The sequence below is a fragment of the Anaeromassilibacillus senegalensis genome (genome assembly GCF_001261775.1).
GTDB classification, from domain to species: Bacteria; Bacillota; Clostridia; order Oscillospirales; family Acutalibacteraceae; genus Anaeromassilibacillus; species Anaeromassilibacillus senegalensis.
Genome location: NZ_LN868537.1, coordinates 302,661 through 320,049, shown reverse-complemented (window position 1 = coordinate 320,049; position 17,389 = coordinate 302,661). Strand labels below are relative to the sequence as shown.

General features: G+C 53.0%; 20 protein-coding genes. 1 reads left to right on the top strand and 19 read right to left on the bottom strand.

All coding sequences use genetic code 11. The features are described 5' to 3' along the window. Nucleotides 1-344: 344 nt before the first annotated feature. The 11 genes from BN2106_RS07160 to BN2106_RS07110 form a co-directional block, all read right to left on the bottom strand. Nucleotides 345-1,748, bottom strand: a complete 1,404-nt coding sequence (locus tag BN2106_RS07160; RefSeq protein ID WP_050697885.1) for an oxaloacetate decarboxylase subunit alpha — start codon at nucleotides 1,746-1,748, stop codon at nucleotides 345-347. A gap of 51 nt (nucleotides 1,749-1,799) precedes the next feature. Then, complete coding sequence (locus BN2106_RS07155) at nucleotides 1,800-2,165, bottom strand: biotin/lipoyl-containing protein (RefSeq protein ID WP_050697884.1); 366 nt, start codon at nucleotides 2,163-2,165, stop codon at nucleotides 1,800-1,802. Between the two features lie 61 nt (nucleotides 2,166-2,226). Next, the gene (locus BN2106_RS07150; protein ID WP_050697883.1) at nucleotides 2,227-3,582 is read right to left on the bottom strand and encodes a carboxyl transferase domain-containing protein; all 1,356 of its coding nucleotides are present in this window, start codon (nucleotides 3,580-3,582) and stop codon (nucleotides 2,227-2,229) included. Nucleotides 3,583-3,762: 180 nt separating this feature from the next. After that, nucleotides 3,763-4,152, bottom strand: coding sequence for a hypothetical protein (locus BN2106_RS07145; RefSeq protein ID WP_207641704.1), 390 nt, complete (start codon nucleotides 4,150-4,152; stop codon nucleotides 3,763-3,765). Then, nucleotides 4,076-4,918 carry a pseudouridine synthase gene (locus BN2106_RS07140; RefSeq protein WP_082236406.1) on the bottom strand — a complete coding sequence of 281 codons (843 nt, stop codon included), beginning with the start codon at nucleotides 4,916-4,918 and terminating at the stop codon, nucleotides 4,076-4,078. Before BN2106_RS07140 ends, BN2106_RS07145 begins: the two co-directional genes overlap by 77 nt. Nucleotides 4,919-4,988: 70 nt before the next feature. Beyond that, nucleotides 4,989-6,164: a D-alanyl-D-alanine carboxypeptidase family protein gene (locus BN2106_RS07135; protein ID WP_242846273.1), complete on the bottom strand. Its 1,176-nt coding sequence runs from the start codon at nucleotides 6,162-6,164 to the stop codon at nucleotides 4,989-4,991. A gap of 48 nt (nucleotides 6,165-6,212) precedes the next feature. Next, entirely contained in the window at nucleotides 6,213-6,653 is a 441-nt protein-coding gene (ytfJ, locus tag BN2106_RS07130; protein ID WP_050697881.1) for a GerW family sporulation protein, read from the bottom strand. A gap of 40 nt (nucleotides 6,654-6,693) precedes the next feature. After that, entirely contained in the window at nucleotides 6,694-7,332 is a 639-nt protein-coding gene (locus BN2106_RS07125; protein WP_050697880.1) for a DUF2953 domain-containing protein, read from the bottom strand. Continuing rightward, complete coding sequence (gene scpB / locus BN2106_RS07120; protein ID WP_050697879.1) at nucleotides 7,329-7,874, bottom strand: SMC-Scp complex subunit ScpB; 546 nt, start codon at nucleotides 7,872-7,874, stop codon at nucleotides 7,329-7,331. The genes BN2106_RS07125 and scpB overlap by 4 nt, the downstream gene beginning before the upstream one ends. Next, nucleotides 7,844-8,584 carry a segregation and condensation protein A gene (locus BN2106_RS07115; protein ID WP_050697878.1) on the bottom strand — a complete coding sequence of 247 codons (741 nt, stop codon included), beginning with the start codon at nucleotides 8,582-8,584 and terminating at the stop codon, nucleotides 7,844-7,846. Before BN2106_RS07115 ends, scpB begins: the two co-directional genes overlap by 31 nt. 11 nt (nucleotides 8,585-8,595) lie before the next feature. Beyond that, nucleotides 8,596-9,288, bottom strand: a complete 693-nt coding sequence (locus tag BN2106_RS07110; RefSeq protein ID WP_242846272.1) for a site-2 protease family protein — start codon at nucleotides 9,286-9,288, stop codon at nucleotides 8,596-8,598. A 203-nt stretch (nucleotides 9,289-9,491) separates the two neighbouring features. Here BN2106_RS07110 and rpmB point away from each other — a divergent pair, with 203 nt between their 5' ends. Then, the gene (gene rpmB, locus BN2106_RS07105; protein WP_050697876.1) at nucleotides 9,492-9,680 is read left to right on the top strand and encodes a 50S ribosomal protein L28; all 189 of its coding nucleotides are present in this window, start codon (nucleotides 9,492-9,494) and stop codon (nucleotides 9,678-9,680) included. Between the two features lie 126 nt (nucleotides 9,681-9,806). On the opposite strand, the gene plsY is transcribed toward rpmB, so the two are convergent. From plsY to BN2106_RS07065, 8 genes are all read right to left on the bottom strand, one after another. Next, nucleotides 9,807-10,514 carry a glycerol-3-phosphate 1-O-acyltransferase PlsY gene (gene plsY / locus BN2106_RS07100; RefSeq protein WP_050697875.1) on the bottom strand — a complete coding sequence of 236 codons (708 nt, stop codon included), beginning with the start codon at nucleotides 10,512-10,514 and terminating at the stop codon, nucleotides 9,807-9,809. An 86-nt stretch (nucleotides 10,515-10,600) separates the two neighbouring features. Next, nucleotides 10,601-11,923, bottom strand: coding sequence for a ribosome biogenesis GTPase Der (gene der, locus BN2106_RS07095; protein WP_050697874.1), 1,323 nt, complete (start codon nucleotides 11,921-11,923; stop codon nucleotides 10,601-10,603). Then, on the bottom strand, nucleotides 11,916-13,232 hold the full coding sequence (locus BN2106_RS07090; RefSeq protein WP_050697873.1) for a DUF512 domain-containing protein: 1,317 nt from the start codon (nucleotides 13,230-13,232) through the stop codon (nucleotides 11,916-11,918). Before BN2106_RS07090 ends, der begins: the two co-directional genes overlap by 8 nt. A 72-nt stretch (nucleotides 13,233-13,304) precedes the next feature. After that, the gene (rpmF, locus tag BN2106_RS07085) at nucleotides 13,305-13,487 is read right to left on the bottom strand and encodes a 50S ribosomal protein L32 (RefSeq protein WP_050697872.1); all 183 of its coding nucleotides are present in this window, start codon (nucleotides 13,485-13,487) and stop codon (nucleotides 13,305-13,307) included. Between the two features lie 25 nt (nucleotides 13,488-13,512). Then, nucleotides 13,513-14,007: a YceD family protein gene (locus tag BN2106_RS07080; RefSeq protein WP_050697871.1), complete on the bottom strand. Its 495-nt coding sequence runs from the start codon at nucleotides 14,005-14,007 to the stop codon at nucleotides 13,513-13,515. A gap of 156 nt (nucleotides 14,008-14,163) precedes the next feature. Further along, nucleotides 14,164-14,580, bottom strand: coding sequence for a hypothetical protein (locus BN2106_RS07075; protein ID WP_050697870.1), 417 nt, complete (start codon nucleotides 14,578-14,580; stop codon nucleotides 14,164-14,166). Nucleotides 14,581-14,634: 54 nt separating this feature from the next. Beyond that, entirely contained in the window at nucleotides 14,635-15,975 is a 1,341-nt protein-coding gene (locus tag BN2106_RS07070; RefSeq protein WP_050697869.1) for a glucose-6-phosphate isomerase, read from the bottom strand. 207 nt (nucleotides 15,976-16,182) lie between these two features. Beyond that, nucleotides 16,183-17,331: a D-alanyl-D-alanine carboxypeptidase family protein gene (locus BN2106_RS07065; protein ID WP_050697868.1), complete on the bottom strand. Its 1,149-nt coding sequence runs from the start codon at nucleotides 17,329-17,331 to the stop codon at nucleotides 16,183-16,185. Nucleotides 17,332-17,389: the final 58 nt, after the last annotated feature.

The following is a 17,389-nucleotide window of genomic DNA, read 5'->3' as shown; positions in this document are numbered from 1 at the left end:
CTATTATTTAAAGTCGGAACGCAACACAGTCCTCCATATAATATCTGCAACAATACAAAGTGAACCTCTATATGAAAACAGAAATTTGTCAACATGAGTGCCTGCATGATATGTGTTGCTCCCCCATTTTACGATTCATGTTTCCTTTTCATCCATGATCCATCAGATACATCTTATTGCAAAAAGCAAATCCGTGTGATTTCTTTCCCTATTCAAATTTTGTTTTACTTATTTATAGTGATCTTCTATCTTAACTTGTGTAAATATCATTTTTCAATGCTGCTAAATAAAAACCGGAGCGACAGAAAAATTCCTGTTGCTCCGGTTTTATGATTCACTCCATATTACACAGGATGAACCTGCTTTTCAACGCTGGAATGCTGGCTGTCAATGCCATACTGTGCATCTCTGCGCTTTTTGAAGAAGTCAAGCGCCACCTTCGGGAACTGTGCGTAGGAGAGCACATCCTCTTCCTGCTCAGACCACTCCGCAACCTCGCCGCGAAGCTTCTCCAGTTCCGGCTCCAGCAGGTCGGCCGGACGGCAGGTGATCGGCTTTTCGTCGCCAATAATCTTTTTAACAAATGCCGGATCAATCGGCATCGGCGTGGTGCCATACTTGCCGGCTACCAGGTCTTTAAACTCCTTGGTGCACATCTTATAGCGCTCACCGGTGATGACGTTGTAAACCGCCTGTGTACCGACGATCTGGGAGGTTGGGGTAACCAGCGGCGGATAACCGGAATCCTTGCGGACGCGCGGTACTTCCTTAAGCACATCTTCGAGCTTGTCCGCCTTGCCCGCCTGCTTCAACTGGGACAGCAGGTTCGAGAGCATACCGCCCGGCACCTGATAGACAAGCGCCTTGGTGTTGGTAGCCAGCATGGACGGATCGAGCAGGCCGCTCTTGATGTACTTCGCACGGATCGGCATGAAATACTCGCGGATTTCGTTGAGCAGAACCAGGTCCAGACCGGTGTCATACTTGGTGCCCTGCAACGCTGCAACCATGGACTCCGTCGGCGCATGGGAGGTACCCAGTGCCAGCGGGGACATCGCGGTATCGATCATATCGACGCCCGCCTCAATGCCCTTCATCATGCACATGGATGCCAAACCGGAAGTATAGTGGGTATGCAGCTGAATCGGAATCTTGACCGCTGCTTTCAGCGCTTTCACCAGATCGTATGTCTCATACGGGGTGAGCAGCGCCGCCATATCTTTAATGCAGATGGAGTCCGCGCCCGCATTCTCGATGCGCTTTGCGTACTTCACATAATAATCGTTGGTGAAGACCGGGCCGGTCGTGTAGGAAATCGCAACCTGCGCGTGGCCGCCTTCCTTCTTCGCCGCCTTGATCGCAACGCTCAGGTTTTTAATATCGTTCAGCGCGTCGAAGATACGAATGATGTCGATACCGTTTGCAATGGAACGCTGCACCAGGTATTCCACAACGTCATCCGCATAGTGGCGGTAGCCCAGCATGTTCTGGCCTCTGAACAGCATTTGCAGCTTGGTGTTCGGGCAGTGTTTGCGAATGGTGCGCAGTCTGTCCCACGGATCCTCATTCAGGAAGCGCAGGCAGGCGTCATATGTTGCACCGCCCCAGCACTCCAGAGAATGAAAGCCAACTTTATCCAGCTTTTCCAGAATCGGGAGCATGTCGCCGATCGGCATTCTGGTGGCAATCAGGGACTGGTGCGCGTCACGCAGTACAACTTCGGTAATTCCAATTTTTTTATTAGCCATTATTGAAAAATCCCTCCTATAAATTTCTTTGTACGTTCAAGCCGGTTTTGCTTACTGGAGGGAAACGAGGGCCGAACCAGACTCCACACTCTCGCCCTTGGAAACATGAACAGCGGCAACTGTCGCGTCATGAGGAGCCATGATCTCATTTTCCATCTTCATCGCTTCCAGCACAATCAGAACGTCGCCCTTTTTAACAGCCTGTCCAGCATTCACAGCAACGGAAACGATGGTACCGGGCATCGGGGAAGAAACGACTTCCGCACCGGCCTTCGGAGCCGGAGCAGCAGGAGCGGCAGCCTTCGGAGCGGGCGCAGCGGCCGGAGCCGGAGCAGCAGGTGCAGAAGCACCGCCGGCAACTTCTTCTACCTGAACATCATAGGGCGTGCCATTTACAGTAATCTTGAGCGTCTTCATTATGTTATCCTCCTGACAATATTGACAAATTTAAAACAAATGATCCAAAATACCGTCCAGCTTAGATCTGGATGTTGGAATGCTTCTTGGGCAGGCGGGAAACGCGTTTGCCGTCCAGCATCTCCAGATTGGCAATCAATCTTGCACGCGTCTCTTCCGGACGGATAATATCTTCAATATAGCCCTCGGCAGCCGCCGCGAACGGGGTTGCCTCCGTGGCTTTGTACTCTTCGATGAGCTTATTGCGGGCATCCTTGGTGTTTCCGCTCTTCTTCAGGCGGTCGCTCCACAGGAACATAGCGGCAGTCTGCGGCGCCAGCGGGCAAACAACCGCGTTGGCCCATGCCATGGTATAATCCGCGTTTGCGCCGCGGCCTGCGACGGCCACATAAACCGGTCCATACGCTTCGCCCGTGATCACGGTGATCTTCGCCGTCGTCGCCTCGGAATAAGAATTGCTAAGCTTTGCAGCCTCGCGCACGGAGGAAAATTCTTTTGCATCCACCAGCGTTACGACCGGAATGGAAAATGCGTCGCAGAAGCGCACAAAGCGGGCCGCTTTGGAGCAGGCATCCGCGTCCAGCACACCGTTGTATGCAACAACGCCGACCGTTGCGCCACCGATCAGGGAAAGACCGGCCACTGCGGCGGTGCCAAACTGACCGTTCAGCTCCACAAAGCTGTCTGTATCAGAAATCGCGGCGATCACTTTCTTAGCGTCAGCACCGTTCGGAATCGCAGCACTTGCATTGCCCGCGTCCTCAAACACGGGAGCACCGGAAAGGTTGTTGGAGGGAAGCACCGCGATCAGTTTGCGGACCTGCTCCATGGCCGCCTTGTCGTCCTTTGCGAGGATGGAACAAACGCCCATTTTCGCAGCATTCTCCGCCGCGCCATCTTTGCCGCTGGTCTCAATCGTAAGTTCCGCCTTTTCCGCCATGACTACAAAATCCGCACTTGCGGCAATCATCGCGGAAGTACCGATGCACGGGCCGAGCACAAGGGAAATCTGCGGTACAACACCGGAAAGATTGTTGTTTCCCAAAAGAATTTCGCCGTATGCGGCAAGCATGTCCGCGCCCTGATTCAAGCGGCCTCCGATGGAATCATAAATTCCCACCACCGGGGAACCGGTCTTGACTGCCAGGTCATAGATCTTTTTAATCTTTGCGGCCTGCGCTCTGGACATTGCGCCGCCGTCCACATCACTGTTCTGTACAAAGGCGTACACCGGGCTGCCATTGATCTCGCCGTAGCCCGCTACCACCTCTGCGGAACCGTCGCCGGATTTTGCGAAGCTGTCGACCTCGTTGAAGGTGCCTTCGTCAAACAAAGCGGTGATGCGCTGAAATCCTTTTGTCTTTGCCGCGGCTTCACGGGAAGTCTGCAGCAATTCCGCACTGTTTCCTGTGCTCATGATGATAATTCCTCCATTCTATCGGTTAGGTGCTCCATTCCGTCCGGGGGTTCGGCAGGCCGTTTTTCCGGGCGGTGAAAACATATAATGAAACGTTATCGCAATAAATAGATTATCACAATTGTTTTAATTATAATATATTCCAAAAGGCTTGACAAGAGTTAATTAAGCAATTCGATCTCATTCTTTACATATTTTCACAATCTTTGACAATTCGCAGACAAATGAATTTTCTTCTTCTACAAACCCGACGGGAGCAAGCAGCTTTCCCAAACCCGCCACATCCGTTGCAATGCGGTAAGCGCCTTTGTTCGCGCCATAAGAGGCCGCCGCGCGCATCAGGCTGTCCGAGCAGATCCGCGCGTTTAAATCCGGCTGCTCCAATTGGGAACCCCTGATTTCCATTTTGCGCATCCGCAGGACGGAATCCTTTACATCCACCACTACGTAGCCGAGCTCCTCGCTGGCGTCTCCCATCAGCAGCACTGCCGCGTTATCTCCTCTGTCCGGAACGTCCGCCAGGATGGCTTCCACTCTTTCTCTGTCTTCCATTGGCAGGATGGTGATCATTTTCCTTATCCCCTTTCTGATTTTCACTGGCACGCTTGTCCGCTTTTGCCGCGGTCTTCAGGCGCTTTATTTCATCCGCTGTCAGCTCACGCCATTTTCCCTGCTGCAGCATGCCGAGCCGCACCGGCCCGACTGCCGTTCGCTTCAGGCGCGCCACCTCCAGGCCAAGCGATTCGCACATTTTGCGGATCTCCCGATTGCGGCCCTCGTAAAGGACGATCTCCAGCACCACACGTCCCGACTCCTGCGAAATCACGCGCACGTCGGCGGGAGCCGTTTTCCTGCCGTCGATCTCAATGCCGACCGCAATCTGTGTCAGCTGGTCCTCCGTAACGGACGGGCGCACTGTGACACGGTACGTCTTTGGAACGTGCTTGGAGGGATGCGTCATGGCGTTGGCAAACGCGCCGTCATTCGTCATCAGCAAAAGCCCCTCCGAATCGCGGTCCAGCCGCCCCACAGGATAAATGCGCTCCGGGATTTCCTTGACCAGCTCCGCCACGCACCGGCGGTCCATCTCATCACTCATCGTGGTGATAAAGCCGCGCGGCTTGTGCAGCATAATATACACGTTGTTCTGTGCGTGCGTCTCCACAGGCTTTCCCTTCACAATGATCTTGTCCGTTTTCGGGTCCACCTTATCGCCGATCTTTGCCGTCACGCCGTTTACCTTGACCGCGCCCGCTGCAATCAGCTCCTCCGCCTTACGCCGGGAAGCAATCCCGCTGTCCGCCAATACCTTTTGCAATCTGAGATCTTTCGCCATACGTTCAACATCCTTTACATTTTACAGGGCCATGCCGGAACAGCATGGCCCGCTTTTCGTTTTCTATTTTCTATAAGAACAGATGCTTGATCACATCCGCAATCTTTTGAAACAGGGTCTTTTCCACCACCGGGCAATCGACGCCTTCTCCGGCGACCAAATCCGTCTGTGCGAGCGTCGTTCCATCCAGCCGGTAGGTAACGCGCCCCACAATCTGGCCCGCCGTCACGGGTGCATAGAGAAAGCGCGGCAGCTCCACAACACGCTCTACCTGCGCCGCTTTTCCGCGCGGCACCACGACGGGTTCCCCCGCTTCTCCCATAACAGAGAGCGTGGAAGCCGTTCCACCCACGACCGGCACGGATACACGGTATGCGCTGTCGTCCACCGCCATCGGCTCCAACTGCAAGAATCCGTAATTCAACATCGCCTGATGATCGTTCCAGTCATCCGGCGCATTGAGCGTCACGGCGATCAGCCGCACGCCGTCCCGCTCCGCCGCAGAAACCAGACAGCGCCCGGATTTTTTTGTAAACCCCGTTTTAACCCCGGTGCAGTCCTCGTACATGCTCAGCAATTTGTTGTGGTTGGTATACCGCCGGGTCTGGTCGGGGTGTATGTAATCGATATTCATCGCTTTTTGCCCTACGATATTGGCAAAATCCGGGTTTTTCATCGCCGCCATGGCGAGCTTCGCCATATCATGCGCCGTGGAATAATGCTGTTCGTCGTCCAATCCGGATGGCGTGACAAAATGGGTATGTTCCATTCCCAGTTCCTGCGCACGCTGATTCATCAGCACAGCGAAATCCTCCGCGGAACCGGCCACTGCGATCGCCGCCGAATTGGCCGCATCGTTTCCAGAGACAATCAGCATGCCCGCCGCCAGGCTTTTCAGCGTCAGTTTATCGCCGGGCATCAGCCCCATGGAGGAACCCTCCACGCGCACCATTTGGTCGGTAATCGTAACGACCTTGTCATCGGTAGAAGCTTTTTCCAATGCGATCAGGGCCGTCATAATCTTGGTTGTGCTGGCCATGGAATGCTGTTCTTCCTCGTTTTTGCCAAAGAGAACCTGGCCGTTGTCCGCGTTGATCAGCACCGCCGCGCGCGCGGAAACCTGCGGTTCTCCCGCGGCAGCCTCCCCTTCGGCATCTGCCTGGATAAAGCCGGGAAACGCGAGCATCCAGAAACATGTAACGCCCGCCAGTAACAAAGAAATTGTTTTTTTACACAAAGCAACCACCTGCCCATAAAGGTATATGCAGGCGGCTGCTTTATTTAGTCATCAAATTTACGGTTCTTCCTTTTTCTCATCCACGGCAATTTTTTCAGCCGCTTCCTTTTTAGCCTTTTTATCCTCGCTCTTTTTGCTGACAAATCCATTGATCTTGTCCACAACCTCCGGCACCATACCGATGATCCTGTCTGCGGAGCTGTTGTATGGGTCAATCTGCAGCAGACGTACGTTGCCGTTGGAAATGGTCAGGAACGCGATGGGATTGATGGTGATCCCGGCGCCGGTACCGCCGCCGAAAAACTCCTTATCGCTCTGGACCTTGGAGGGAAAGTCCGATCCGCCGGACGCAAAGCCGTAGGAAATCTTGGAAATCGGGATGATCACGGTTCCATCGGGGGAGGTGATCGGGTCTCCAACAATCGAATTGACGTCCACCATCTGTTTGATTTTTTCCAGGGTGGTATTCATCATGCCTTCAATGGGATGGTTGCTCATAGTCAGCACCGCCTTTTACAATATTGATATTCTATCAGCCTTATTTTGCCGGGACATTCTGTTTAACCGCCGTTTTCTCCTTTGCATTCTGCATCCGTATGCGAACCAAGCGTACCAGCGCATGCAGCCCGGATATTCCGAGGAACAGTGGCTTGATCTTTACCTTGCAGGAAAAAACCACGCTGCTCTCCTTTTGATCAAAGTCCGGGATGATATGGACGTGATACCGTTTGCATTTGCAGTTGTGCAAAAACACACTCATAGCGGCGGACACACCGCCACAGACATAGCCATATTGCACGGCAGCCTGTGCCGCATCTTCATCCGCCACTACAATTTCCAGACGAAATCGGGTAAATACCAGGTGGGACGCAACCTTTTTCGCCGTGCTTGCGGCGATGCCCGCCATTTCCTTCAGCATATGCAGAAAGCCGGAAAGGCCCTTCTGCTCTAGTATCTCCTGAAGCTTCGTCTTTTTATGCTCTGCAGGCTGTTTTTCTTCCTTTGGCGCCGCCTGCTTTTCCTTTTCCGGCTTGGAAGACGGCGCGCGGTAGGTAAAAAACAGATAGCGAATTTTCAGAGACAGCTCGTTTTGATACTCCGCTGTGACCGAAATCGGCCAGAGCAGCAACAGCAGAAGGACGCCAAAAATGCCCAGGACGATCCATAAAGCGGTCATTTTGCCTCCTCCTGCTCCGCCTCTTCCCGCTGTTTATGCGGCAAGGGCGGCAGCTCGCCCAAGGATGAAATATCCAGGCAGCGCAAAAAATCGGACGTCGTCCCGTACAACAGCGGCCGGCCGGGAAGCTCCAGCCGCCCGCGCTCTTCTACCAATCCCTTGGACATCAGGCTTCCCAATACGCCGGAGCAGTCCACGCCGCGGATTTGCTCGATAAACGCCTTGGTCACCGGCTGGTTATAGGCAACAATTGCAAGCACCTCCATGCCAGCCTGCGACAACGGCGTATTCCGCCGCAGGTCCAGCGCCTGCCGCACCTCGTCCGCATAGACAGGGTTGCTGCACATCTGATAGGCGTCGTCCAGTTTGACAATCCGCACGCCGCCGTCCTCTTTGTTAAAGTCGTCCATGACGTTCTGCATCAGCTTGGCGGCGGTCGCCTTATCCAGAGAGAGCACCTGCGCCACACGATCTTCCGAAACGGGATCGCCGCTGGCAAACAGGATCGCTTCTATGGCTCCTCGGATCTTTTTGATTTCCAATGTCTTTCACCGCCGTCCAACAAATTTACCATTGCCGTGTCGCCTTCGCCCTCTACGCGGATCCGTTTTCCCTTGACCAGCTCCAGAACCGCCAAAAACGTCGCGACGCGGTCAGACTTGTCCGTCTTTTCCGCAAACAGGCTGCTGTATTCCAGCGAATGCGTTTTCCACAGCCGCCGCAGCACATAGACGATCTGTGACGTCACGGAAACGATTCTGTGCGTGACAATGCCGGAAAACACCTGCGGAGACGGCGGAACAAAGCGTTTGCCTCTGCCCGCCGCGGCCAGATACGCCTCAAGAATCTCCTTCGGCTTATGATGCCGCTTATAACTCTTGTCCGGTTCGATCTCCATGGGCTTGCGGACAATGATATTGAAGCTGAAGCGCTCCGCAAGCAGCGCGGCAACCTGCTTGCATTCCTGGTATTCCAGCAGCTGCCCGGTCAACTCGCGTTTGAGTGCTTCGATTTCCTCATGCTTCGGCAGCAGGGAGACCGATTTCATATAGACCAGACGCGCCGCCATCTCCAAAAATTCACTGGCGATGTCCATGTCGGCCTCCTGCATCGCATTGATCTGCGCCATATACTGGTCCAGAAGATCCGCGATCTGAATTTCACAGATATCCAGCTTGTTCTTGGTAATCAGGTGCAGCAGCAGGTCGAGCGGTCCCTCAAAGGTTTCCAGCTTATAGGATAGCTTTTCCATTGTTTCGCAACTTATAACAGGCCAAACAGCTGAAACGGCAGCTGCGCCAGCCACATCACACCGTTATAGCATGCGTTTTGCAAAAAGCCGATCGGGGCATCCAGAATGCCGGTGAACAGCACCACAAACATCACCATGACAATGATGTTCTGATAACGGTAATAGGCCGCCAGCGCCCGGTCGGTCAGGAACGCGCCGACAATCCGGGAACCGTCGAGCGGCGGGACGGGGATCAGGTTAAATACCGCCAAGCCCACATTGATAATGATATAATATTGGAAAAACACCAGCAAAAACATCGGCAGGGAAAAATTTGTCGCAATCATCAACCCTACATAAAGCAGTGCGCCAACCAGAGAGGCCAGCAGATTGGAAACCGGTCCTGCAATTGCAGTGATCGCCATCCCTCGCTTCGGATTTTTAAAATTGTTGGGATTGACCGGCACAGGCTTTGCCCAGCCAAAGCCGAACAACAGCAAAAACAGGGAACCCATTGGGTCCACACTGGCCAGAGGATTCATCGTCAGCCTTCCGCTGTATTTGGCCGTACTGTCCCCCAATTTATAAGCCACCCACCCATGGGCAAACTCGTGCAGAGGCAAGATACAGAAGATGATGAACAATACCGCAGCAATCTGCATCAGAATGCTCATAAAGTCAACGGAACCGCCGCTGAACAGCGAGCGGATGACACTAAACAGCATAAAAACACTCTCCTTTTTTATCGTATCATTATAATCGATTTGGCAGGAAAAAACAAGGTATTCCCGCCACAGCATTCGGCAATTGTGGAAATGTTTGCCGGTTTCTCAAATATTCTTACGAAAAAGCTTGCAATTGCAAAATGAATCTGATAGAATACTACTGTTGCAATACGATTAAGCCCTTTTAAAGGAGGTGCAGACACATGGCAAAATGTGATGTTTGTGGCAAGGATATTGCTTTCGGTATAAAGGTTTCTCACTCTCACAGACGTGCGAACAGAACCTGGAAGCCCAACATCCGGCGCGTCAAAGCGGTTGTAAACGGCAGTCCCAAGCGTATTTACGCCTGCACCCGTTGCTTGCGTTCCGGCAAGGTTACCCGTGCCGTCTAATGCAAAAAACCATAAAGTGTGAAGGAGCCTTTTGAGGCTCCTTTTTGCTTGTCCGATTTTATACATAGAAAAGCAGCCAGAGGATTCGGCGGACTGCGCCGTCTTCTGGCTGCTTTTCTATGTAATTCAGTGCTTTTTCACGCTGAGTTTCTTCTCTGTACCGTTGCGGAGGCGTTCGATGTTGCCGCGGTGCTGCCACACCAGCAGGCCGCCCAGCAGTGCCGCCGCGATGACGCTGATCATGCAGTAGGTGACAGACACGCTTCCCTTCCACACACAGTCGACCAAATAGTTAAACAGAAACGTACTGATCGGAAATGCGATTCCCGCGCTGATAGAACCCGCCGAAACCATTCTGGTGAACAGCACCATTAAAATAAAGACAATGATGACAAACAGGAACGTACGCCAGTCGATCAGCAGGATGATTGACCAGCTGGTTAAAACGCCTTTTCCTCCCTTGAAACCGAAGAACGCCGGAAAATCGTGCCCCAGAACACATAGCGCGCCTGCAAGGTATGCGCCGTACTGGACGAACTCCCACGCCGGAACGCCGGCCAGCGGATAAGCCGCTGCAAAATACTGAAAGATCAGCTTGCCGATAAAGACCGCCAGTACGCCCTTCGCAAAGTCAAAGATAAATGTGCACGCAGCCGCTTTTGCGCCAACGGATCGCAGCACGTTGGTCGTACCCGCGTTGCCGCTTCCCATTTCCCGGATATCTTCATGGCTGAACAGTTTCGTGAAGATGATGGAAAAGCTGATACTGCCCAGCAGATATGCAATGACGATTGTGAGCACAGCGGGTAAAACAGCCCCCAGCAAAATCTCCATTGTGATACCTCCTCAAATATTCTATTTGTCAACTGACGCCGCGCAGCCGGATTTTACCCCGACGCACGGCAGCCAACCGATCGCCGTTACTTTCCTTCACGCTCCCGGATAATGAAGCGCACGGGCGTTCCCTCCAAGCCAAAGGTTTCCCGAATCCTGTTTTCTAGATATCGCTGATAGGAGAAATGGAACAGCTCCGCTGAATTGACAAAGCATACAAAGGTGGGCGGCTTGACGGAAGCCTGTGTCATGTAATAGATTTTGAGGCGTTTTCCCTTATCGGTGGGCGGCTGGACGCGCGCCGTCGCCTGCGCCAGCACATCGTTGAGCATACCGGTCGCAATGCGCATCGCGTTGGAATTCGCCACATGCTTAATCAACTCAAACAGGCGGTCGACCCGCTGCCCCGTCTGTGCGGAAATAAAGATAAACGGCGCGTAGGACATAAACGAGAAATCATTTTCAAGCTGCTTGCGGTAGGCCGACATGGTATTGCCGTCCTTTTCAATTGCATCCCACTTGTTGACCGCGATGATGCAGCCCTTACCTGCCTCATGGGCGAGGCCCGCAACCTTGGAATCCTGGTCGGTGAAACCAACCGTCGCGTCAATCATGATGACGCAGACGTCCGCGCGTTCAATTGCCATCTGTGCGCGGATGATACTGTATTTCTCGATGCTGTCGTCCACCTTGCTGCGGCGGCGCAAGCCTGCGGTATCGATCAGGATAAATCGCCCATACGCATTTTCGATCGCCGTGTCGATTGCGTCGCGCGTCGTACCCGCAATATCGGACACAATGCAGCGATTCTCACCGGAAATGCGATTGATCAGAGAGCTTTTGCCGACATTCGGCTTGCCAATAATCGCCACTTTGATGAGCTCGCCGTCTTCTTCCTCGTCTGTTTCCGGCGGCAGGAATTCCACCACGCGGTCGAGCAGATCGCCCGTTCCGTGACCGTGCACCGAGGAAACCTGCACTGGATCACCCAGGCCCAGGTTGTAAAACTCGTAAAACTCCGCGGGCGGATCTCCGACCGTATCGCACTTGTTGACGCACAGGATCACCGGCCGGCTGCTCTTCAGCAGCATGGCGGCAATGTCCGCATCCGTCGCCACAACACCGGAACGGAGATCCGTCACCAGTACAATGACGTCCGCCGCGTCGATCGCCAGCTGCGCCTGCGTGCGCATCTGCGATAAAATCACATCGTTGGCACTCGGCTCGATGCCGCCGGTATCGACAACGGAGAATTTCCGCCCTTTCCATTCGCACTCGCCGTAAATCCGGTCCCGGGTCACGCCGGGGGTATCGTCCACAATGGAAAGACGCTGACCAATCAGCTTATTAAACAAGGTCGACTTGCCGACGTTTGGGCGGCCGACAATCGCCACTACGGGTTTAGCCATTTGTATCACTCCCTGTTACCGCGTCCAGCAACGCATAGCCGTCGTTTGGCACGGTCACAATTTTCACTTGTAACGCCTCTGACAGCTCCTCCAGAGACAGATCATCCAAAAAGATATCGCCTTCCCGCCGCAGCATGACATCCGGCAGAAGCAGCGCATCGCCAAGCGGTTTGTCCTTGAGCTGTTTTAAAAGATCGCCGCCGGTCACCAGACCTGCAACGGTGATAGTATCTCCAAAAAAGTGGTTAACAATAGGTACCACGCTGCATGTTAAATTATTACATTTTCTTCGCAGTTCGTCAAGCAGCGTATCCAGAAAAGGCGCTGCCGCTACACCGGTTGCAAGCGTAACATGGCGCTGTCTCTCCGGCGGTGCAAAGTCCTCCAGCGCGTCGCTGAATTCCTGCTTCAAGCTGGCGAGAAGGCCCACGCCGTTTTCCAGCTGGTCAAAATCGCCGTAAAACGCCGCAGGCGGAATCGGCAGCTCCGCTTTTAAATAAAACTCGTCCGCCGCATAGCAGATGCGCTGCCCGTACTGTTCCAGGAATCGGTCTCCATACGCCTCGATCTGCCGCACCGTATCACAGGCACTTTGCGCGTCGTATCCTGCCAGTGGATACAATCCCTCCCGGTGCCTGGTCAACCCGATCGGCACCACCGCGATGCTCTGCACCGACGGCCATAAAGCGCCCAGATCCTGAATCGTGCGGTCCAGCTCCGGGCCGTCATTGACGCCCCGGCAGGAGACGATCTGGCAATTCAGCTTGATGCCCGCTTCTGCAAAGCGATACAGAATCTGCAATCGTTCCCCCGCAAAGCGGTTGCCCATCATTTTGACACGCAGCTCCGGGTTTGTCGTGTGAACCGAAATGTTGATTGGGCTGATATGCATTTTAATGATGCGCTCCACCTCGCGCTCCTGCAGGTTCGTCAGCGTTACATAGTTGCCGAACAAAAAAGAAAGCCGGGAATCGTCGTCCTTAAAATACAGGCTGCCGCGCATCCCTTTGGGAAGCTGGTCAATAAAACAAAAGATGCATTTGTTCGTACAGGAATGCTGCTTGTCCATCAGATACGTTTCAAATTCCAGGCCGATGGACTCGTACTGTCCCTTGCGGATCTGCACTGTACGCTCTTTCCCCTGTACATCCCGCAGGACAATGGCAAGCTGCCGGTCCGTCTCATAAAAGCGGTAATCCAAGACATCGCATATTTCATTTCCATTGATGGAAACCAGCGTTTCCCCCGGCAAAATGTTTGCGCGCTGTGCTGCGCTGCCGCCATCCACCGATCGAATTGTTACAGACATACTCACCCTCCGTTTGAACAGAGCAAAAAAATAGAGAAGGATTACTCCTTCTCTATCCTTCGGAAATCAAAATTAGGCTTCCTTCTTGATTACTTCTCTGCCGTTGTAGTAACCGCAGCTGCCGCACACTCTGTGAGGGGTCTTATACTCCCCGCACTTCGGGCATTTCATCAGAGCAGGAGCATGAAGCTTCCACACATTGGAACGTCTCTTATTCTGTCTTGCACTGGATACTTTTCTCTTTGGTACCGCCATCGTCAGCACCTCCTTACAAAACTATCTAATCTATCAGTTTTTTAAGAACCTTCAGGCGAGGGTCAATCTGATGCGTTTGGCAATCGCATGCGCCGTCGTTCAGGTTTTTGCCGCATTGAGGACACAAGCCCTTGCAGTCTTCCCTGCATAAGTACTTGGTCGGCAATTCCAGCAGAACATCGGAGCGAATCAGCTCGTCCAAGTCCAAGCGGTAATCAGGCACCTGAATGTATTCGTCACTGTCTTCATTTTCCAGAGACAGAACCAAAACATGCGAAAAAGAATATTTTTCATGCTTATCGATCTGTGTAATACAGCGGTCACAGGGAATAGAAAAATCAAACTCCGCAGTTGCGGCAAGCTGCACAACACCCGCATGATTTTCCACCGTACCCTTCACCTCGACCGGCGAGACAAACGGATAAACACCATTTACGTCAATGGATTGCAAATCCAAAGGATACTGGAAACGCTGCGATGCACCCTCTTCCAGAAACACATTCTTTAAATCAAGAAGCATTTTACACCTCGACGCTACATTAGCCTATTATATAGGTTAATATACGCTTTGTCAATACAATTTGTAGGGAAAATTTGCGAATTACGGCAAAATATTCGCACAAAGATGCTGCCGGGGCACGTGCGCAACCCGGCAGCATCGAAGTTTTGTAACAATTTAAATCTGTGTGGCGAGTTCGCCGACGCCTTCCGGCAGATCGCCCTTTTCCGCAGAAACCAGCAGGGTGATGTTCGTGTCCGCACTCTCAGAGAGCTTGCTCATTCTGCCAACAAACGTCTTCAGGTTTTCCATATCCTGGCCGATGATCTTCAATGTGGAATCTACAAAAATATCGGTCACATCGTAGTTGCCGGCACAGATACCGCTGATAAATCCCGCCAGAGCATCCATCCCCTGAATGCTGTAGCTGTCACTGTCCACCAGACGTGCCTGATGGGAGATGTCATACGTCAATTTAAGGCCTTTTTCGATCACGACCACGTTGCCGTTGGATGTTTTAACCGCTTCATTTGCGCGTTCGATCAGTTTTTTTGTTTTTCCGGAACCTTTTTTTCCTACGATCAGAGTAACCATTGAAACTCCCCCTGTATGATTTTATTTCCGCCTCAGCGGATAGAACGCCAGCCTTTATTTTTTCAGTCTCGCTTCCAGCGCTTCCTTCTCCGCCTCATAGCCGGGCTTGCCGAGAAGAGCAAACATGTTCTTCTTGTAGCTTTCCACGCCAGGCTGGTCAAACGGGTTCACGCCGAGCAGATAACCGGAAATCGCGCATGCCTTTTCAAAGAAATAAATGAGAAAGCCCAGGGACTCTTCGGAGAAATCCGGCGCGTGCAGCACAACGTTCGGCACGCCGCCGTCGGTATGCGCCAGCACAGTTCCCTCAAAGGCTTTTTCATTTATGTACGCCATGCTCTTGCCTTCCAGGAAATTAAGGCCGTCCACATTTTCCGGATCGTTGCCGATGTAAATTTCCTGCTTGGCTTTATCGAACAGGACAACCGTTTCAAACAGGGAACGGCGGCCCTCCTGAATATACTGGCCCATGGAATGCAGATCGGTGGAGAATACGACGGATGCCGGGAAAAGGCCTTTGTTGTTTTTGCCCTCGCTTTCGCCGTAAAGCTGTTTCCACCACTCGCACATCATGGTGTAGCAGGGCTCATAGCTGACCAGGATTTCAATTTCCTTGCCCTTGCGGTACATCATATTGCGAAGCGCCGCATATTCGTAGCACGGATTGGTATACACATCCGGATTGTTGTACTCCTGCTGGGCTTTCGCCGCGCCGGCCATTAACGCATCGATGTCCGCACCGCAGACCGCGATGGGCAGAAGGCCAACCGCCGTGAGAACGGAATAACGGCCGCCGACGTCGTCCGGAACCACGAAGCTCTCATAGCCTTCCTTGGTTGCCAGCTGCTTGAGGGTGCCGCGCGCCTTGTCGGTTGTGCAGTAGATGCGTTTTTTCGCTTCTTCTCTGCCATATCTTTTTTCCAGATACTCACGGAAGACGCGGAACGCAATGGCAGGCTCCGTTGTCGTACCGGACTTGGAAATCATATTGATGGACACATCCTTGCCTTCACACAGCGCGAGCAACTCGCTCAGCGCGGAAGAACTGATGCTGTTGCCTGTAAAGTAAATTTCAGGCGTGTCCTTTTTCATCGCATTATAATTCGGGGACTTCAGGAATTCAATCGCCGCGCGCGCGCCGAGGTAAGAACCGCCGATGCCAATGACAATGAACACCTGGGTATCGGACTTGATCTTCTCCGCCGCCGCTTTGATGCGGGCAAACTCTTCTTTATCATAGTTGGTGGGCAAATCCACCCAGCCGATAAAATCATTGCCGAGGCCCGTGCCGGAATGAAGCATCTCGTGAGCCAGCTTCACCTGCGGCGCAAGCGCCTTATATTCATTCTCATTGATAAACCCGGATAGATGTTGTGTATCAATCCTAATTGACATATGAAATCCTCCTAAATGTTGCAAATATGGGTCTGTTGTTATTTTACAATAGATTGCCCCTATTTGCAAGGGAAGTCACAACTTTTATAATTAAAATTATTTGGAACGTTGCGCTCTTGTGCAAATTGTGTATTTCTTTTTAAGAGTAGTCGAAAAAGAGCCGCGCGCCTGTCAAAACGGACGCGCGGACCTGATCGGACATTCTCTCTACATAGACACAAAATTGCGGAACAGGAGCTGAAATACCGCTGAGAAGGTGATTTCCGGAACAGACGTTTTGGCAAGAATGTTGTACTCCTTCAGCGTCTCATCCCCCAATGTGCAGGTGATTTTTCCCAATACCTGCCCTTCTTCCACCGGGGCGGTCAGATTTTCTCCCATGGAGACCTGATACTGGATTTCCTTTTCCCTGCCCTTTGGAACCAGCAGAACGCCGTCTGCCGTGACGGTGGCTTCCACCTCGTCCACCATACCGTTCAGGACTGGAACCGGTGCAAGGGCATCCTGCGGCACCTCTGGAGCGGCAACTGCCCAGTTTGCAAAGCCGTAATCCAGGAGGGTTGCCGCGGAGGCGAAGCGATCCTTTGTATTCGCCGCACCTAAAACAACGGCGATCAGCTGCACGCCGTCCCGTTCTGCGGTGGCGCTGATACAGCTCCCCGCCTTCCCGGTCGTGCCGGTCTTCAGGCCGGTAATCCCCTTGTAGGTTTTGATCAGCTTATTGGTGTTAACCAGCTGCGTCTGTCCGCCGCGCACGTAATCGATCCAGATCATCGTATAATCAAAAATTTTCTTATGCTTCATCAGCTCACGCGACATGATGGCGACATCGTTTGCAGAGGTCAGGTGGCCGTCTTCATCGAGCCCGTTGCAGTTCAGGAAGGTGGTATCCGCCATGCCAAGCTGCTGTGCCTTCTCGTTCATTTGCCGCAAGAACTCATCCTCGCTGCCGGCCACAAATTCTGCCAGTGCGACGGCTGCGTCGTTGGCGCTGGCCACTACCGTGGCCTTCAGCATGTCGTCCACTGTCATGGTCTCGCCTTCCTTGAGCCAAATGTCCGACCCACCCATGGAAGACGCGTGCGCACTGGCGGAAACCGTATCCGTCAGGGAGATTTTCCCTGAGTCCAGCGCCTCCATTACCAGCAGCAGCGTCATAACCTTTGTAATGGACGCGCACGGCCGCTTTTCGTGCGAATTCTTTTCATATAGAACCTTTCCCGTCTGCGCTTCCATCAAAATCGCGGCGGGTGCTTTGACTTCCTCTTCCGACAGCGCAGCCGCCGTTCGCGTAGGCACAGTCAGCCCCACCAGCAAAGCGGCCAGCAGCCCCGCTGTGATCCTTTTGAACTTCATATCCGACACCTCCTAGTTCTGGTTCCAGCCCAGGGCCAACCGCCCGAACGCGGCAGGC

What these genes read in the sequence shown, in the direction of transcription:
- BN2106_RS07160 (WP_050697885.1), bottom strand. Translation starts at nt 1,748, where the DNA reads ATGGCTAATAAAAAAATTGGAATTACCGAAGTTGTACTGCGTGACGCG.
- BN2106_RS07155 (WP_050697884.1), bottom strand. Translation starts at nt 2,165, where the DNA reads ATGAAGACGCTCAAGATTACTGTAAATGGCACGCCCTATGATGTTCAG.
- BN2106_RS07150 (WP_050697883.1), bottom strand. Translation starts at nt 3,582, where the DNA reads ATGAGCACAGGAAACAGTGCGGAATTGCTGCAGACTTCCCGTGAAGCC.
- BN2106_RS07145 (WP_207641704.1), bottom strand. Translation starts at nt 4,152, where the DNA reads ATGATCACCATCCTGCCAATGGAAGACAGAGAAAGAGTGGAAGCCATC.
- BN2106_RS07140 (WP_082236406.1), bottom strand. Translation starts at nt 4,918, where the DNA reads ATGGCGAAAGATCTCAGATTGCAAAAGGTATTGGCGGACAGCGGGATT.
- ytfJ (WP_050697881.1), bottom strand. Translation starts at nt 6,653, where the DNA reads ATGAGCAACCATCCCATTGAAGGCATGATGAATACCACCCTGGAAAAA.
- BN2106_RS07125 (WP_050697880.1), bottom strand. Translation starts at nt 7,332, where the DNA reads ATGACCGCTTTATGGATCGTCCTGGGCATTTTTGGCGTCCTTCTGCTG.
- BN2106_RS07115 (WP_050697878.1), bottom strand. Translation starts at nt 8,584, where the DNA reads ATGGAAAAGCTATCCTATAAGCTGGAAACCTTTGAGGGACCGCTCGAC.
- BN2106_RS07110 (WP_242846272.1), bottom strand. Translation starts at nt 9,288, where the DNA reads ATGCTGTTTAGTGTCATCCGCTCGCTGTTCAGCGGCGGTTCCGTTGAC.
- rpmB (WP_050697876.1), top strand. Translation starts at nt 9,492, where the DNA reads ATGGCAAAATGTGATGTTTGTGGCAAGGATATTGCTTTCGGTATAAAG.
- plsY (WP_050697875.1), bottom strand. Translation starts at nt 10,514, where the DNA reads ATGGAGATTTTGCTGGGGGCTGTTTTACCCGCTGTGCTCACAATCGTC.
- der (WP_050697874.1), bottom strand. Translation starts at nt 11,923, where the DNA reads ATGGCTAAACCCGTAGTGGCGATTGTCGGCCGCCCAAACGTCGGCAAG.
- BN2106_RS07090 (WP_050697873.1), bottom strand. Translation starts at nt 13,232, where the DNA reads ATGTCTGTAACAATTCGATCGGTGGATGGCGGCAGCGCAGCACAGCGC.
- rpmF (WP_050697872.1), bottom strand. Translation starts at nt 13,487, where the DNA reads ATGGCGGTACCAAAGAGAAAAGTATCCAGTGCAAGACAGAATAAGAGA.
- BN2106_RS07080 (WP_050697871.1), bottom strand. Translation starts at nt 14,007, where the DNA reads ATGCTTCTTGATTTAAAGAATGTGTTTCTGGAAGAGGGTGCATCGCAG.
- BN2106_RS07075 (WP_050697870.1), bottom strand. Translation starts at nt 14,580, where the DNA reads ATGGTTACTCTGATCGTAGGAAAAAAAGGTTCCGGAAAAACAAAAAAA.
- BN2106_RS07070 (WP_050697869.1), bottom strand. Translation starts at nt 15,975, where the DNA reads ATGTCAATTAGGATTGATACACAACATCTATCCGGGTTTATCAATGAG.
- BN2106_RS07065 (WP_050697868.1), bottom strand. Translation starts at nt 17,331, where the DNA reads ATGAAGTTCAAAAGGATCACAGCGGGGCTGCTGGCCGCTTTGCTGGTG.